At 58.8% G+C, this 15,368-nt stretch carries 15 protein-coding genes and 1 other RNA gene; 7 read left to right on the forward strand and 9 right to left on the reverse strand.

Annotated features, from left to right (window positions below; all coding sequences use genetic code 11):
* Positions 1-23 precede the first annotated feature (23 nt).
* Both ssrS and ACJJU9_RS24030 read left to right on the forward strand, forming a co-directional pair.
* Positions 24-201, forward strand: a non-coding RNA gene (ssrS, locus tag ACJJU9_RS24025) — 6S RNA.
* Positions 202-290: 89 nt separating this feature from the next.
* Positions 291-896: a 5-formyltetrahydrofolate cyclo-ligase gene (locus ACJJU9_RS24030; protein WP_153326039.1), complete on the forward strand. Its 606-nt coding sequence runs from the start codon at positions 291-293 to the stop codon at positions 894-896.
* A gap of 44 nt (positions 897-940) precedes the next feature.
* Here the strand turns inward: ACJJU9_RS24030 and ACJJU9_RS24035 are convergent, their stop codons facing one another.
* Positions 941-1,090 (reverse strand): hypothetical protein, encoded by a 150-nt coding sequence (locus ACJJU9_RS24035; RefSeq protein ID WP_088500273.1) that lies wholly within the window; start codon positions 1,088-1,090, stop codon positions 941-943.
* A gap of 196 nt (positions 1,091-1,286) precedes the next feature.
* On the opposite strand from ACJJU9_RS24035, the gene ACJJU9_RS24040 reads away from it, so the two are divergent.
* From ACJJU9_RS24040 to ACJJU9_RS24055, 4 genes are all read left to right on the forward strand, one after another.
* Positions 1,287-1,736: an EVE domain-containing protein gene (locus ACJJU9_RS24040; RefSeq protein WP_407729696.1), complete on the forward strand. Its 450-nt coding sequence runs from the start codon at positions 1,287-1,289 to the stop codon at positions 1,734-1,736.
* 232 nt (positions 1,737-1,968) lie between these two features.
* The gene (locus tag ACJJU9_RS24045; RefSeq protein ID WP_048366884.1) at positions 1,969-2,934 is read left to right on the forward strand and encodes an HlyD family secretion protein; all 966 of its coding nucleotides are present in this window, start codon (positions 1,969-1,971) and stop codon (positions 2,932-2,934) included.
* Positions 2,931-5,666 (forward strand): ribosome-associated ATPase/putative transporter RbbA, encoded by a 2,736-nt coding sequence (rbbA, locus tag ACJJU9_RS24050; protein ID WP_407729697.1) that lies wholly within the window; start codon positions 2,931-2,933, stop codon positions 5,664-5,666. Before ACJJU9_RS24045 ends, rbbA begins: the two co-directional genes overlap by 4 nt.
* Positions 5,666-6,784 (forward strand): ABC transporter permease, encoded by a 1,119-nt coding sequence (locus ACJJU9_RS24055; RefSeq protein ID WP_048366886.1) that lies wholly within the window; start codon positions 5,666-5,668, stop codon positions 6,782-6,784. Before rbbA ends, ACJJU9_RS24055 begins: the two co-directional genes overlap by 1 nt.
* Positions 6,785-6,890: 106 nt before the next feature.
* Here the strand turns inward: ACJJU9_RS24055 and ACJJU9_RS24060 are convergent, their stop codons facing one another.
* From ACJJU9_RS24060 to ACJJU9_RS24095, 8 genes are all read right to left on the reverse strand, one after another.
* Positions 6,891-7,295, reverse strand: coding sequence for a flagellar basal body-associated protein FliL (locus tag ACJJU9_RS24060; RefSeq protein WP_407729698.1), 405 nt, complete (start codon positions 7,293-7,295; stop codon positions 6,891-6,893).
* A 93-nt stretch (positions 7,296-7,388) separates the two neighbouring features.
* Positions 7,389-8,054: an energy transducer TonB gene (locus ACJJU9_RS24065; RefSeq protein ID WP_407729699.1), complete on the reverse strand. Its 666-nt coding sequence runs from the start codon at positions 8,052-8,054 to the stop codon at positions 7,389-7,391.
* 142 nt (positions 8,055-8,196) lie between these two features.
* A complete protein-coding gene (locus tag ACJJU9_RS24070; protein WP_153326046.1) occupies positions 8,197-8,856 on the reverse strand; it encodes a gamma-glutamylcyclotransferase in 660 nt (219 codons plus the stop codon).
* A gap of 236 nt (positions 8,857-9,092) precedes the next feature.
* Positions 9,093-10,061 (reverse strand): CDP-6-deoxy-delta-3,4-glucoseen reductase, encoded by a 969-nt coding sequence (locus tag ACJJU9_RS24075; protein ID WP_153326048.1) that lies wholly within the window; start codon positions 10,059-10,061, stop codon positions 9,093-9,095.
* Positions 10,061-11,527 carry a 4-hydroxy-3-polyprenylbenzoate decarboxylase gene (gene ubiD, locus ACJJU9_RS24080; protein ID WP_048390472.1) on the reverse strand — a complete coding sequence of 489 codons (1,467 nt, stop codon included), beginning with the start codon at positions 11,525-11,527 and terminating at the stop codon, positions 10,061-10,063. Before ubiD ends, ACJJU9_RS24075 begins: the two co-directional genes overlap by 1 nt.
* A 144-nt stretch (positions 11,528-11,671) precedes the next feature.
* On the reverse strand, positions 11,672-12,931 hold the full coding sequence (gene rho, locus ACJJU9_RS24085; protein ID WP_048366890.1) for a transcription termination factor Rho: 1,260 nt from the start codon (positions 12,929-12,931) through the stop codon (positions 11,672-11,674).
* Positions 12,932-13,164: 233 nt separating this feature from the next.
* Positions 13,165-13,494 (reverse strand): thioredoxin TrxA, encoded by a 330-nt coding sequence (gene trxA, locus ACJJU9_RS24090; protein WP_003206727.1) that lies wholly within the window; start codon positions 13,492-13,494, stop codon positions 13,165-13,167.
* Between the two features lie 120 nt (positions 13,495-13,614).
* A complete protein-coding gene (locus ACJJU9_RS24095) occupies positions 13,615-14,322 on the reverse strand; it encodes a FadR/GntR family transcriptional regulator (protein WP_407729700.1) in 708 nt (235 codons plus the stop codon).
* Positions 14,323-14,578: 256 nt separating this feature from the next.
* On the opposite strand from ACJJU9_RS24095, the gene ACJJU9_RS24100 reads away from it, so the two are divergent.
* Entirely contained in the window at positions 14,579-15,364 is a 786-nt protein-coding gene (locus tag ACJJU9_RS24100) for a transporter substrate-binding domain-containing protein (protein WP_048366892.1), read from the forward strand.
* The last annotated feature ends 4 nt before the right edge of the window (positions 15,365-15,368 follow it).

A 15,368-nucleotide genomic window follows, 5' to 3' on the forward strand; every position in this document is an offset into this window, starting at 1 on the left:
GTTTCTTTGGGGTATACTCTCGCCACTCCCTGGAGTATTCGCCAGTTAGCGATGTCCCTGAGCCGATTCGCAATACCCTGGAGCTTGCACGTTGGGCCGGTGTGCATGTCCGCTAGACGGAAAGCCTTAAGGTCTACTGCAACTTCCACCTTGAACTTTCGGGTTCAAGGGCCAAGCCGACAGCGGTACGTCGGGGAGCCTGATTTCCAAGTGCAATGCCAGCCTGCTGCTGGCATTGGCTGACTACGAGCCAACCGCCCGGTGGGCTCGATCTCAAACAGCACGCCATCATGACCGAACCTGCGACGCCCTCCCGCCCGCAACTTCGCCGACTGCTGCGTAAAGCCCGCCGCGAATTGTCGCCCTGCGAGCAACGTCAGGCAGCCCGTGGTCTGTATCGACAGCTGGCGCAGCATCCGCTGTTTCGCCGCGCCAAACACATCTCGCTGTACCTGCCCACCGACGGTGAAATCGACCCGCGCCTGCTGCTGCGTGAAGCACAGCGCCGGGGCAAGATCACCTACTTGCCGGTGCTCAGCGCCTGGCCCAGAACCAAGATGGTGTTCCAGCGTTATGCGCCGGGCGAAAAGCTGATCCCCAATCGCTTCCGGATCCTGGAGCCGCGGATCAATCGCGCACGCCAACGCAAAGTCTGGGCCCTGGACCTGGTGTTGTTGCCGTTGGTGGGGTTTGATGCGAAGGGTGGCCGACTGGGTATGGGCGGCGGTTTTTATGACCGCAGCCTCGCGTACCTGGCGCGCCGCCAAAGCTGGCGTAAACCGACGCTGCTGGGCCTGGCCCATGAATGTCAAAAAGTCGGGAGTCTGGCTCAAGCCAGCTGGGATGTACCGTTACACGGCACGGTCTCGGACACGCAGTGGTACGTCGCGCACTGACCCTCAAGGCATCACGTTGCAGCGATGCCTTCGTTCATGAGTGGTTAGCGTTTGAAAGGTTGTACTTGCTGTTGCGCCAGTTCAATCGGTGAATCGTTTGAAGTTGACCAGAGGCTTTGCGCATAACCGGTTGTCACCACGCCCAGACCGAACAAAATAACCAGCACCCACAGTAAATCCGGTTTGCGTTTCATCGATTGCCCCCCTTCAGGCACATCAACACGATGACAGCAACGGTTTTTGTTATAGGCCGTGCAGCAACGTCAAGCTTAAAATGGCGGCATTCTGAGGCAACACGAACAGACACGCAAACGCTGGTGTCAACCGATTGTCGGTTTATCCAAATGTTGCCCGGCAAAATAACTACGCCATGTTTCAGGAGCCCAAAGAATGGCCTATTGGTTGATGAAATCCGAGCCTGACGAGTTTTCAATCAAGGACTTGCAGAAGATCGGCGAAGCTCGCTGGGACGGTGTGCGCAACTATCAGGCGCGTAATTTCATGCGTGCCATGGCCGTGGGCGACGAGTTTTTCTTTTATCACTCAAGCTGCCCGCAGCCGGGTATTGCCGGAGTCGGCCGAATCGCCCAGGCCGCTTACCCGGATCCGACCGCCCTCGATCCCGAAAGCCATTATTTCGACCCCAAGGCCAGCCCCGAGAAAAACCCGTGGAGCGCACTGCAAGTCGCCCACGTGCAAACCTTCCCCAGGGTGATCAAACTCGACTACCTCAAACAGCAAAGTGCACTGGCTGAAATGCCGCTGGTACAAAAAGGCAGTCGCTTGTCGGTGATGCCGGTGACGGCCGAGGAGTGGGCGGTGGTGATGGGGTTGCTGTAGCCCCACCTGCAACTCCACCTGCAACTCCACCCGTAGTCGCTGCCGCAGGCTGCGATTTGGGGCGCAGCGATGTTGAGAAAACGGGTTGCTCCGCAACCCTTCGCAGCCTTCGGCAGCGACTACAGGCAACATTCGCTTTTAGCGTCTACGCTACTGACTTCCTTTGACTGGCATCAAGTGCCCTGCGCCTTGAAACCGTCAAACTAGAGCGCTCTGTGACCAGGATGTCGGCATGTCGAAGAACCATCGCATTTCCCATTATTTCGTTATCCCTTTGGCGATTCTGCTGGTGGCAGCAGGCGGGTTTGGTTACTGGAAATCCCAGCATGACCGGCTCCCCGAAGGCATCAGCATGGGCAATGGTCGACTTGAGTCCACAGAAGTCCAGATCGCCGCCAAGATCCCCGGCCGCCTGGCCGAGGTGCTGGTCGATGAAGGTGACCGTGTCACCAAGGGCCAATTACTGGCCCGCATGGACACCCGCACGCTGGAAGCCAGCCGCGTCCAGGCCCAGGCTGAAGTGCAACGCGCCCGCCAAGCCATGGCCGCCAACGAGGCCAACGTGCAATTGCGCCAGAGCGAAAAACTGCTGGCCAGCCAGGAACTCAAGCGCACCCGCCAACTGTCGCAACGCGGCTTTGCCAGCGGCCAGCAAGTCGACCAGCAGCAAGCCCAATTCGACACCAGCAACGCCGCCGTGACCGCCGCCCAGGCCCAGGTCGCCGCAGCCAAAGCGGCCATCGCGTCCAGCGAAGCCCAAGTGGCGCAACTCACCAGCGAAATCGAAGACAGCAGCCTGCGCGCGCCCATCAACGGCGTGATCCAATTGCGTCTGGCCGAGCCCGGTGAAGTACTGGGTTCGGGTGGCCGGGTGTTCATGATGATCGACCCGAGCGACCAGTACATGAACCTGTACCTGCCCGCCGCCGTGGTCGGCAAACTGACTGTGGGCGCCGAGGCGCGTATCGTGCTCGATGCCCTGCCCGATCAGGCGTTGCCCGCCAAGATTTCCTTTGTCGCGGCCAAGTCGCAGTTCACCCCCAAAGAAGTTGAAACCCGCGATGAGCGCCAAAAACTGGTGTTCCGCGTCAAATTGCGCCTGACCGATCCTGAAGCCGTGCCCCAGGCCAAGCCAGGCATGCCGGGCGCAGGCTATGTGCGAACCGCCGATGTGGACTGGCCGGCTAATCTGCAATGAGCGACCTGGCGCTCAACGCCAGTGGCATCAACCACTGGTATGGCAAACAACAGGCGCTGATCGACGTTGCGTTCAGCCTGCCCAAAGGCACACGCTGCGGCCTGATTGGCCCGGATGGCGCGGGTAAATCGAGCCTGCTCGGGCTGATTGCCGGGGTCAAAAAACTCCAGCAAGGCACCCTTGAGGTACTGGGCGGCCCGATTGATGACCGCCATCACCGCAACACGCTGTACCCGCTGATTGCCTTTATGCCCCAAGGGCTGGGCGGCAACCTTTACCCCGAATTGTCCATCAGTGAAAACATCCGCTTTTTCGGCACGCTGTTCGGCCTGTCTAAAAAAGAATGCGAAGAGCGCATGGAGCAGTTGCTCAAGGCGACTGACCTGGAACGCTTCGCCGATCGCCCGGCGGGCAAGCTCTCGGGCGGCATGAAACAAAAGCTCGGGCTGTGCTGCGCACTGATCCACGAACCTGATTTGCTGATTCTCGATGAACCCACCACCGGCGTTGACCCGCTGTCGCGGCGGCGCTTTTGGGAGTTGGTCGAAGACGTACGCAGCCAGCGCCCGCAACTGACGCTGCTGGTGGCCACGGCCTACATGGAAGAGGCCGAGCAATTTGAGCACTGCCTGATGCTCGACCGGGGCAAGCTGATTGCCGCAGGCTTGAGCGAAGAATTGGCCGCCGCATCGCCCAACGGCAAGCTGGATGAAGCTTTTACCCACTACCAGGGCGACAGTGGTCACAGCAATGAGCCGCTGGTGATTCCGCCCCGGGTCGGCGACAACAGCGATATCGCCATTGAAGCCCACGACCTGACGCTTAAGTTCGGTGATTTCACCGCGGTAAACAAAGTCAGCTTCGCCATTGGCCGAGGGGAAATTTTCGGATTTTTGGGCTCCAACGGCTGCGGCAAAACCACCACCATGAAAGTGCTGACCGGCTTGATGCCGGCCACCGAAGGCAGCGCCAAACTGCTGGGCAATCCGGTGAACGCCAAAGACCTGGACACCCGCAAGCGCGTCGGCTTTATGTCGCAAAGCTTCTCGCTGTACGGCGAGCTGAGCGTGCGCCAGAACCTGGTGCTGCACGCGCAGTTATTCGACCTGCCCAAAGACGAAAGCCAGGCACGCATCGAAGAGCTTATCGAGCGGTTCGACCTGGGCGACGTCGCCGATCAACAGTCCGGCGAATTGCCGCTGGGCCTGCGTCAGCGTTTGTCTTTGGCGGTTGCCGTGCTGCACCGCCCCGAAGTGCTGATCCTCGACGAACCGACCTCCGGCGTTGACCCCGCCGCTCGCGATGACTTTTGGCGATTGTTGATCGAACTGTCGCGGGACCAGGGGGTGACGATCTTTTTGTCGACCCACTTCATGAACGAAGCCCAGCGCTGCGACCGCATCTCGTTGATGCACGCGGGTAAGGTACTGGCCTGCGATACGCCTGATGCGCTGCAACAGCAGTTCAAGGGTGAAACCCTGGAAGCCGCGTTTGTGACGTGCCTGGAGCAGGCGCAAAACGATCAGGGCGCCGCCACCCCGCCGCCCGACACCGAGGCCATCGCCGCGCCAGCCGCCCATGCGCCGCCCCCGCCGAGCAAGAGCGGGTTCAGCCTGACGCGGTTGATTGCCGTGGCCAGCCGTGAATCCAAAGAACTGTTGCGCGACAAGGTGCGCATGGCCTTCGCCTTGCTGGGCGCCGTGTTCATGATGGTGATCTTTGGCTATGGCATTTCGCTGGACGTGGAAAACCTCGCGTTCGCCGTCTACGACCAGGACCAGACACCCCAAAGCCGGGCCTACCTTGAGGCATTCCGCAGTTCACGGTATTTCGAAGAGCACGCACCCATCCAGAGCCCCGAAGAACTGCACAAACGCTTGCAACGCTCCGAGATCAAAATCGCCCTGGAGATACCGCCGGGCTTTGGCCGCGACCTGTATGCCGGGCGCCAGCCCACGGTGGCGGCCTGGATTGATGGCGGCATGCCGTTTCGTGCAGAAACCAGCCGCAGCTACGTCCAGGCGGTGCACCAGGGCAACCTCGAACAGTTGAGCGCCCTGAGCAGCCTGGCGCAAAACAAACAGTCTGCGGCCAAGCTCGAAGTGCGTTTTCGCTACAACCAGGACGTTATCAGCGTGAACGCCATCGGCCCAGGCGTCATGGCGCTGATTCTCGCGTTTATCCCGGCCATGCTCACCGCGCTTGGGATCGTGCGTGAAAAGGAGCTGGGCTCCATCACCAACTTTTACGCCACGCCGTTGACCCGCCTGGAGTTTTTGCTGGGCAAACAGGCGCCGTATCTGGCGGTCAGTCTGGTCAACCTGGCGTTGCTGGTGGCCATGAACCGCTGGCTGTTTGGCGTTCCGTTTAAAGGCAGCGGCCTCACCCTGGCGTTGGGCGGCGTGCTGTATGTGCTGTCGACCACCAGCATGGGGCTGCTGATTTCGGCGTTCACCCGCACCCAGATTGCCGCCATCCTGGGCACCATGATCATCACCAGCCTGCCGACCATTCAGTTCTCCGGGCTGATCGTGCCGCGCTCTTCGCTCGACGGTTCAGCGGCGCTGATGGGCATGCTGTTCCCGGCCGGGCACTTCCTTGATATTGCCGTGGGCACCTTCACCAAAGCGCTGGACCTTCGCCAGCTATGGCCGCAATGCCTGGCGCTGTTCGGGTTCTTCGTCGCCTTTACCGGCCTGAGCCTGATCATGCTCAAGAAGCAGGAGGTCTGATGCATAAGCTCTCGCACATCCTGCGCCTTGGCCTCAAAGAACTCACCAGCTTGCGTCACGACAGCGTGTTGCTGCTGTTCTTGCTGTACGCCTTTACGGTGGCGATTTACATGCCAGCGGCGGGCTCCATCATTGGTGTGCACAACGCCAGCGTGGCGATCATCGACGAAGACCACAGCGCGCTGTCACGCAAACTCAGTGAGTCGCTGTTGCCCCCGGAATTCAAAACCCCGCAAGCCCTGCCCTATGACCAACTCGATGAGGCGTTGGACAAAGGCGAATACACCTTCGTGATTAACGTACCCGCTAACTTCCAGGCCGATTTACTGGCCGGCCGCGAGCCCGCTGTACAGCTCAACGTGGATGCCACCGCCATGAGCCAGGCGTTTATGGGCGCGGGGTATATCGGGCAGATCTTCCAGCGCGAGTTGCTCGATTACGCCGGGCAAGCCAACGCGGGCGCGAAAGCCCCGGCACTGATCAGCAGCCGCCCATTGTTCAACCCGAACCTGGAAGGCGGCTGGTTTTTGGCGGTGATTCAAATCGTCAACAACATCACCATTTTGGCCATCGTGCTGACCGGGACCGCGCTGCTGCGTGAGCGTGAACACGGCACCCTGGACCACTTGCTGGTGTTGCCGCTGACTGCACTGGAAATCATGCTCGCCAAGATCTGGAGCAACATGCTGGTCGTGGTGGTGTGCACCTGGCTGTCACTGGAGATCATCGTTAAATGGGCGCTGGGCGTGCCGCTGTCGGGTTCGCTGGCGTTGTTTTTGATGGTCACCGCGCTGTACCTGTTTGCCAGTACCGCGCTGGGGATCTTCCTTGCCACATTGGCCCGCTCAACACCGCAGTTTGGTCTGTTGGCGATACCGGTGATCATCCCCATGCTGCTGCTCTCGGGCGGCAGCACACCGCTGGACAGCATGCCCGAATGGCTGCAATGGGTCATGCAATGCTCGCCCTCCACCCACTTTGTGAGCCTGAGCGCGGCTATCTTGTTCCGGGGGGCGGGGGTTGATGTGGTGTGGCCCGACCTGCTGGCCCTGACAGCGATTGGCCTGGTGTTCTTTGCCGTCGCGCTGGCGCGGTTCCGCAAGAGTTTGGCGTCGTAAGGCCTTAACTCTTGTAGGAGCGAGCTTGTCTCGCGATCTTTTGAGCTTTTAAAAAAAGATCGCGAGGCAAGCTCGCTCCTACAGTTTGTAATGCAGCGCGAATCGTTTACTGAACAATCAAATTATTGAACAGCAGGTCTTCCACCATTGGCTTGCCGGTCTCGTCCGTCATGACTTGCTGCACTTGTTTCAGTGCTTCCTGGCGCACTTTTTCTTTGGCTTCGACACTGCCCAAACTCTCGCTGGTTTGCTGGGTAAACAAGCCCACCAACTGGTTACGGATCAACGCGTCGTTGGCCTTGACCGCCTTCGCCGCTTCGTCACTCGACACGCGCAGCGAGATATCGGCCTTGTACACCTTGAGCTTCGCGCTGCCGTCCAGCCCGTAATTGCCCACAAACGGTGGGCTCATGGTGATGTAGCTAACCTTCGCGGCGCCTTCTGCAGCTTCTTCGGCAAGCGCCGTTATCGGCAAGGTCAGAGCCAGCAGCAATACAATCCACGCTTTCACAATTCGCTCCTTTGTTCGAGATGGCGGTAAGCATACCGGGGCAGCTTACAAGCCTGTCTACCGTTATCGGCCAGCGCTGCAAAAGCCGTAGGTTTACTCGCGTTTAATCACCATGCCCCCGGACTCCAACAAGGCTTTGACGCTGGGCGGTAGCAGGTCGACAAATGTGCGGCTGATTCTGCGCTGACAGATATTCGTCACGTTGAGCATGCTTTGGGAAAGGTCGAACAAGCCCAGCGTTAGCGACTCATTGTCGTACTTGCCGTCAACCAACCCTGCAATCAAATGCTTTTGGGTTAGCCGGAATAATGTGACGTTCGCGAGCGGAATTTTCGTATCACTGCGAACATACCTATCGATCTCCCGATTGAGCTGCAGGCAGGTTGCGGTCACCAAATCGAGCGGCTGGTCGCTTTGTTTACCTTTCTTCACAGGCTCATACTCAAAAACCATGGGCACGAAGATCTCTAGCTCCTGCGGGTTATCCCCTGTCAGCGGCCGGCTTGAGAACCGCCACTCGCCAATGACCTTGAGGGCAGCCCCGGCAAACAAGGGATGAGAGCTGTAAACGATTTTCGGATCAACCACCGACCCATCAGCCTTGACCATAACTTTCAACCGCACCTCTCCATCCGAGCCTGCGTATCGAAGCTCATCGGGGAAGTCAGGCTTGATCAGGTATTTGACGTCGGGGAGCCACGTCTCTGCCCACGCACTCAGTGTCATGAACATCACCACAAACCCGACTAAGCTTTTCATCACCTTCCCCCCCGGACGCTGCGCTCACATGAGCACAGAGGGAAAGCATGATAGGAGTGTGTCGCCAGGTTTCTCAGCCCATGGGCTCTGATCCTGTTGTGGGATGGCTCCGATTAAATGGACAGAACCCTCAAACTAACCCTTACGGCTTGGCCAACACACAGCGCTTGAGGCGCGCTTCCAGGTTGCGGTCTGGCATGGCGTGGCTGCGCAAGGCGCTGATGGTCTGTTCGACGTAGTCGCGGGTGGTGCCGTAGCGCCCGCTGGCGTTGGCCAGCACCTGGCTGAGTACGCCGTCCGGGAGGTTGCCCGCGTAGCTGGGCAAATGCCGCTCCAGCACAAACCCCAACGCCTGGACCTGGTTACCGTCTTCAAGCCGGCAGTTCAGCCAGTGCGGCCGGTAGGAAGGCACGGGCATTTCACGCCGCCACAAGGCGTTGAGCGCCGCTTCAAGGTTGTCTTCAGGCAGGCGATAGGCAAAGCCACTGCACGAGCCGCCACGGTCCAGGCCAAAGACCAGGCCGGGCAGTTGCGGCGTGCCACGATGCTCGTGGGACCACAAATACAAGCCGCGATGGTAGCCATGCACCCGGCCCCGCACACGCTCGACGGCTGTGCATTCAGGGCGCCAGATAAGCGAGCCGTAGGCGAACAGCCAGACCGGACCGCCTTGATGGCACGCCATGGTGGCCTGCAAGGATTGCTGAAGTTGTTCTGGGGTCAGGGGCGCCCCAAGATCGAGTCGCGGAGGGTAAATCACGTTTGTACACGCTGATTCAGAAACAGTTATCACAGAAGGCATGGAGTCCTACAGGCATTGCATGCGGCGTACTAGAAAATAACGTTATGAATCTTATAGCAGTAAAAATGAAATAACCCGCGCGGCAAGACGTATGGCGGCCAGTAATCTGATTTGACGCAAATCAAGAGCCCCTCACCACGCCTCTCCCGGAGGGAGAAGGAACTGATTGGGGGATGCTGACGATTATCGGTGGCCTGTTTGCTGCGTGACAGAGCGGCGTCGAAGACGGGGTTACGTCAAGGACGGGGCGCGTAGGCGAACACGTCGGCGCGCATTTGGTGCGCGTCCATGCCCGCTTCAACCAGCGCGTCGAGGGTGCCGTAGATCATGGCAGGCGAGCCGCTGGCATACACCGAGACAGCGCTAAGGTCGCTGATGTCTTCACACACCGCTTCGTGCAACAACCCGCAACGCCCTTCCCAGCCGCACAAATCACTGACGACCTTGTGCAAGAACAGGTTGGGGATCTGCTGCCAGGCGTCCCACTCTTCCAACGCGTAAAAGTCTTCAGGACGACGCACGCCCCAGTACAAATGCACCGGATGCTTGAACCCTTTGGCGCGGCAATGCTCGATCAGGCTGTGCATTTGCGCCATGCCGGTGCCCGCGGCGATCAGCACCAGCGGCCCGTCCGGCAATTCAGACAAGTGTGTGTCGCCAAACGGCAGCTCCAGACGGATCATGTTGTTGCGTTGCAACTGCTCGATCAGGCTGCGGGCGCTGTCTTCGCGCACCAGCACGTGCAGCTCAAGGTCGCGCCCCGAGTGCGGTGCGCTGGCCAGTGAAAACGCCGACTTCTCGCCGTTTTCACGCTCCAGCATCACGTATTGCCCGGCGTGATAACGCGGCAGTTTGCCCGCCGGTGCACGCAAGCGCACCCGCCACACATCACCACCCAATTCGACACATTCGGTCAACTGACAGGCCAAGCTACGCACCGGTAATTCTCCCAACGCAAGGACGCCATCCCACAACACCACGCAGTCTTCCAGCGGCGCCGCCAGGCAGGTGTAAACCTCGCCATGGTCACGGACTTCACCCGCCTGCTCCACCTGCCCTTCAACCAGCAAGGCTGCGCACACGTGGCAATTACCATTGCGGCAGCTTTGCGGGCATTCATAGCCCAGGCGCTGCGCCGCATCCAGAATCCGCTCGCCAGGCAAGGTGTCCAATACGGCGCCTGAAGGCTGCAAGGTTACACGCATCAATCTATTCCTAATTGATTCCAGATGTCATCGATCCGGCGAGTCACGGCCTCATCCTTGACGATGACCCGACCCCATTCGCGGGAGGTTTCGCCTGGCCATTTGTTGGTTGCATCCAGCCCCATCTTCGACCCCAGGCCCGAAATCGGCGATGCAAAGTCGAGGTAGTCGATAGGCGTGTTATCGATCATCACCGTGTCGCGCTTGGGGTCCATGCGGGTGGTGATGGCCCAGATCACGTCGTTCCAGTCGCGCGCGTTGATGTCGTCGTCGGTGACAATAACGAACTTGGTGTACATGAACTGGCGCAAAAACGACCACACACCGAGCATTACGCGCTTGGCGTGCCCCGGGTACTGCTTTTTCATGGTCACGATGGCCATGCGGTACGAGCAGCCTTCAGGCGGCAGGTAAAAGTCAGTGATTTCCGGGAACTGCTTTTGCAGAATCGGCACGAACACTTCGTTGAGTGCCACGCCCAGAATCGCCGGCTCATCTGGTGGACGGCCGGTGTAGGTGCTGTGGTAAATCGGTTTGATCCGGTGGGTGATGCGCTCAACGGTGAACACCGGGAAGCTGTCGACCTCGTTGTAGTAACCGGTGTGGTCGCCGTATGGGCCTTCCGGGGCCATTTCGCCGGGGTGGATCACGCCTTCGAGGATGATCTCAGCGGTGGCCGGCACTTGCAGGTCGTTGCCACGGCACTTCACCAGCTCGGTGCGGTTGCCGCGCAGCAGCCCGGCGAAGGCATATTCGGACAAGCTGTCTGGCACGGGGGTGACGGCGCCCAAAATGGTGGCCGGGTCAGCACCCAGCGCCACAGACACCGGGAACGGCGTACCGGGGTGTTTTTCGCACCATTCACGGTAGTCCAGCGCACCGCCACGGTGGCTCAACCAGCGCATGATGACTTTGTTGCGGCCAATCACCTGCTGGCGATAAATGCCCAGGTTCTGGCGGTCCTTGTTCGGACCTTTGGTGACGGTCAGGCCCCAGGTAATCAGCGGCGCCACGTCTCCCGGCCAGCAATGCTGAACCGGCAACAGGCCGAGGTCGACATCGTCGCCCTCAATGACCACTTCCTGGCACACCGCGTCTTTGACGACTTTCGGCGCCATGGAAATGATCTTGCGAAAGATCGGCAACTTGGACCACGCGTCTTTCAGACCTTTAGGCGGCTCGGGCTCCTTCAGAAACGCCAGCAGCTTGCCGATTTCACGCAGCTCGCTCACCGAGTCAGCGCCCATGCCCAAAGCCACGCGCTCAGGCGTGCCGAACAGGTTGCCGAGCACAGGGATATCGTGACCCACCGGGTTTTCAAACAGTAAGGCCGGACCTTTGGCGCGCAATGTGCGATCGCAGATTTCGGTCATTTCCAGTTTGGGTGACACCGGAACCTGGATGCGCTTGAGTTCACCGCGCTGTTCCAGGCCGCTGATAAAGTCACGTAAGTCGCGGTACTGCATGCTTGAGCCTCATGTTGGCCGTGGCGTTGGGGCACCGAGTGTAGCGCCCAAGCCGCGTGATCTGAAGGGAGAGCTGCCCAAAATCAAGAAAGGTTAGACAGCAAAAAGCCGGGTTTCCCCGGCTCTTGCTTAACTTCCGGCGATTTACTTGCGCTTCATCGACAGGAAGAACTCATCGTTGGTCTTGGTCTGCTTCAGCTTGTCGATCAAGAACTCGATGGCTGCCACTTCGTCCATCGGGTGCAACAGCTTGCGCAGGATCCACATGCGTTGCAACTCGTCGTCAGCGGTCAGCAACTCTTCACGGCGGGTGCCGGAACGGTTGATGTTGATCGCCGGGAAGACGCGTTTTTCAGCGATTTTGCGGTCCAGAGGCAGTTCCATGTTGCCGGTGCCTTTGAACTCTTCGTAGATCACTTCATCCATCTTCGACCCGGTTTCAACCAGTGCGGTGGCGATAATGGTCAGCGAGCCGCCTTCTTCGATGTTTCGCGCAGCACCGAAGAAACGCTTTGGTTTCTCTAGGGCGTGGGCATCAACACCACCGGTCAATACCTTGCCGGAGCTCGGGATCACGGTGTTGTAGGCACGGGCCAGACGGGTGATGGAGTCGAGCAGGATCACCACGTCTTTTTTGTGTTCGACCAGGCGCTTGGCCTTCTCGATCACCATTTCGGCAACCTGCACGTGGCGGGTTGGCGGCTCGTCGAAGGTGGAGGCAACCACTTCGCCGCGCACGGTACGCTGCATTTCGGTTACTTCTTCCGGACGCTCGTCGATCAACAGAACGATCAAGTGCACTTCCGGGTTGTTACGCGAAATGTTCGACGCAATGTTCTGCAGCATGATGGTTTTGCCCGCTTTTGGCGGAGCAACGATCAGACCGCGCTGACCTTTACCGATCGGGGCGCAGAGGTCGATTACACGACCGGTCAAATCTTCGGTGGAACCGTTACCGATTTCCATCTTCATGCGCACGTTCGGGAACAGCGGGGTCAAGTTCTCGAAGAGAATCTTGTTTTTCGCGTTCTCTGGACGATCGAAGTTGATCGTGTCGACTTTCAACAGTGCGAAATAACGCTCGCCTTCTTTTGGCGGGCGAATTTTACCGACGATGGTGTCGCCGGTGCGCAGGTTGAAACGTCGAATCTGGCTAGGCGAGACGTAGATATCGTCCGGGCCGGCCAGGTAAGAGGCGTCAGCAGAGCGGAGGAAGCCGAAGCCGTCCTGGAGGATCTCCAGCACGCCATCACCGGAGATTTCCTCGCCGCTTTTCGCGTGCTTTTTCAGCAGGGAGAAAATCACGTCCTGCTTGCGCGAACGGGCCATATTTTCTATGCCCATCTGTTCGGCCAATTCGAGCAGTTCGGTAATCGGCTTTTGCTTGAGTTCAGTCAGGTTCATATAGGAATGACGTAATCATTTATGGAGGGGGAAATTAAGCTTTTGGCTTAATGAGGCCGCGCCGCAGAGAAGGCGACAGGATCGCGTACTAATTCGATAAGGAGTGCGTCGGCGACGGCTTGCAGGGGGCAGTGGAGAAACCAGTGCGGGGCCGAATGTACCACTTGAGTTTCATAGCGTCTAGTCCTTGAGCCATGAAAAAGCCCCGCAATTTGCGGGGCTTTTAACAACGCTTAGATATTAGCGTCGAGGAATGCAGCCAGCTGCGACTTCGACAGCGCACCGACCTTGGTGGCTTCAACGTTGCCGTTCTTGAACAGCATCAACGTTGGAATACCACGAACGCCGTGCTTGGCAGGGGTTTCCTGATTTTCGTCAATGTTCAGCTTGGCAACAGTCAGCTTGCCTTTGTAAGTCTCGGCGATCTCATCCAGAACTGGCGCGATCATTTTGCAAGGGCCACACCATTCAGCCCAGTAATCGACCAATACAGCGCCTTCAGCCTTGAGAACATCGGCCTCAAAGCTAGCGTCGCTAACGTGTTTAATAAGATCGCTGCTCATGGAAGTCTCCGTGGTTGTAAGCAAAAACGTAGCACATCATAGCCGTCATCACCGCGTTCAGGAAGCTGACGGATGATTGTCTATTACTATGGCCGCACATGAGCCTGAGTATGAGCCCTTTCAAAACACGCCGGAGGTGACAAAAGCGATCCCGGTGCGCGAAGCCGCCTGGCGTATATGCTCGCTCATGGCTTTGTGCGCTGGCCCGCTGGCGTGGCGCGCCAATGCGCGAAGGATTTTGCGGTGTTCTTGCCAGGTTTCCATCGCCCGCTCAGGGCGAATAAAGGGCAATTTCTGGCTTTCAAGAAAGATATCGGCCCGGGTTATCAGAATATTCGCCATGGTCTGGTTGCCACTGGCGCGCAAAATAATCTGATGGAACTCAAAGTCCAGTTGCGCCGCCAGGGTAAAGTCCTCGGCGCGCAACTCCAGGCGCATGGCCTCGACATTGTCTTGCAGCACGTCGAGTTCATCACGGGTCAGCCTCACGGCGGCCAACCCTGCCGCCAACCCCTCAAGCGCGTAACGCAATTGAAAGATGTCCTCAGGGCAGGCCTGCGCCGCAAAAGGCCAGTCAGACGCAGTGGCGATCGCTGCGGGCTCGCCCACCGTTTGCACGTAAACGCCTTTGCCGGGCTGGACGCTGACCACACCCAACGCACTCAATGACGACAGCGCCTCACGCAATGACGCCCGGCTGACCCCCAACTGCACCGCCAGATCGCGCTGCGAAGGCAATGCATCACCCGGCGCAAAGCCGTGCTCATCGATCAGTTTACGAATGGCCAACAGCGCCACTTCGGGTACCGCGCGTGCGCTTGAATTCATCACAAATCGACTTGATCGGCTGAGGTTGGAACGTAGTTGTAAAGCTATTGCCGGCGCTCGGCAAGTCACGCCCCACGGCGGTTCAAGCTGTGTACGCAATGCCCGATTGAGGTGCAAAAAGCCCGACAACTGTTCAGACCAGTCCGACCGCCGCAAGCCTTCTGAACCCTGCCTCCCAGCCCTGAAACCGCTGTTGGCATGGCCTGTGCTCTGTCCAATAGCAGACATCACCGTCCACCCGATTTGGAGAGTTGCCATGACCCAGCGCTACAGCGCCCTGATATGTGCCTTGTTCGCCAGCCTGGTGTTGTTTCAGACACCGGCCCGCGCCAATCAACTTGATGACGTGATGGCTCGCGGCACCTTGAAGGTTGCCGTCCCGCAAGATTTCCCGCCGTTTGGCTCGGTAGGCCCTGACATGAAACCGCGCGGCCTGGACATTGATACGGCAAAACTGTTGGCCGACCAGCTCAAGGTCAAACTGGAACTCACGCCGGTCAACAGCACCAACCGCGTGCCGTATCTGACCACGGGTAAAGTCGACCTGGTGATTTCCAGCCTGGGTAAAAACCCGGATCGCGAGAAAGTCATCGACTTCTCCCACGCCTACGCGCCCTTCTACCTCGGCGTGTTTGGTCCGCCAGACGCAGAAATCAAGACGCTGGATGACCTCAAAGGTAAAACCATCAGCGTCACCCGTGGCGCCATTGAAGACATCGAGCTGACCAACGTGGCGCCTGCCGGTGTCACGATCAAACGCTTTGAAGACAACAACTCGACCATCGCCGCCTACCTGGCCGGGCAAGTAGACCTGATCGCCAGCGGCAACGTGGTGATGGTGACCATCAGCGAGCGTAACCCCAAGCGCATCCCGGCCATGAAGCTAAAGCTCAAGGACTCGCCGGTGTATGTCGGGGTCAACAAGGGCCAGCCTGAGCTGCTGGACAAGGTGAACCAGATTCTGAGCGCCGCCAAAGCCGACGGCAGCCTGGAAAAGAATGCGCTGCAATGGCTTAAAGAGCCGCTGCCAGCCGACCTCTGATCAC

This window comes from Pseudomonas helleri (genome assembly GCF_045830615.1).
Lineage (GTDB): Bacteria > Pseudomonadota > Gammaproteobacteria > Pseudomonadales > Pseudomonadaceae > Aquipseudomonas > Aquipseudomonas helleri.

Bases quoted from the DNA above. Each gene is read 5' to 3' on its own strand.
- ACJJU9_RS24065 (WP_407729699.1), bottom strand. From the start codon at position 8,054: ATGAAAAGCTTAGTCGGGTTTGTGGTGATGTTCATGACACTGAGTGCG.
- ACJJU9_RS24100 (WP_048366892.1), top strand. From the start codon at position 14,579: ATGACCCAGCGCTACAGCGCCCTGATATGTGCCTTGTTCGCCAGCCTG.
- ACJJU9_RS24035 (WP_088500273.1), bottom strand. From the start codon at position 1,090: ATGAAACGCAAACCGGATTTACTGTGGGTGCTGGTTATTTTGTTCGGT.
- rho (WP_048366890.1), bottom strand. From the start codon at position 12,931: ATGAACCTGACTGAACTCAAGCAAAAGCCGATTACCGAACTGCTCGAA.
- ACJJU9_RS24075 (WP_153326048.1), bottom strand. From the start codon at position 10,061: ATGCGTGTAACCTTGCAGCCTTCAGGCGCCGTATTGGACACCTTGCCT.
- ubiD (WP_048390472.1), bottom strand. From the start codon at position 11,527: ATGCAGTACCGCGACTTACGTGACTTTATCAGCGGCCTGGAACAGCGC.
- trxA (WP_003206727.1), bottom strand. From the start codon at position 13,494: ATGAGCAGCGATCTTATTAAACACGTTAGCGACGCTAGCTTTGAGGCC.
- ACJJU9_RS24045 (WP_048366884.1), top strand. From the start codon at position 1,969: ATGTCGAAGAACCATCGCATTTCCCATTATTTCGTTATCCCTTTGGCG.
- rbbA (WP_407729697.1), top strand. From the start codon at position 2,931: ATGAGCGACCTGGCGCTCAACGCCAGTGGCATCAACCACTGGTATGGC.
- ACJJU9_RS24040 (WP_407729696.1), top strand. From the start codon at position 1,287: ATGGCCTATTGGTTGATGAAATCCGAGCCTGACGAGTTTTCAATCAAG.
- ACJJU9_RS24030 (WP_153326039.1), top strand. From the start codon at position 291: ATGACCGAACCTGCGACGCCCTCCCGCCCGCAACTTCGCCGACTGCTG.
- ACJJU9_RS24070 (WP_153326046.1), bottom strand. From the start codon at position 8,856: ATGCCTTCTGTGATAACTGTTTCTGAATCAGCGTGTACAAACGTGATT.
- ACJJU9_RS24095 (WP_407729700.1), bottom strand. From the start codon at position 14,322: ATGAATTCAAGCGCACGCGCGGTACCCGAAGTGGCGCTGTTGGCCATT.
- ACJJU9_RS24055 (WP_048366886.1), top strand. From the start codon at position 5,666: ATGCATAAGCTCTCGCACATCCTGCGCCTTGGCCTCAAAGAACTCACC.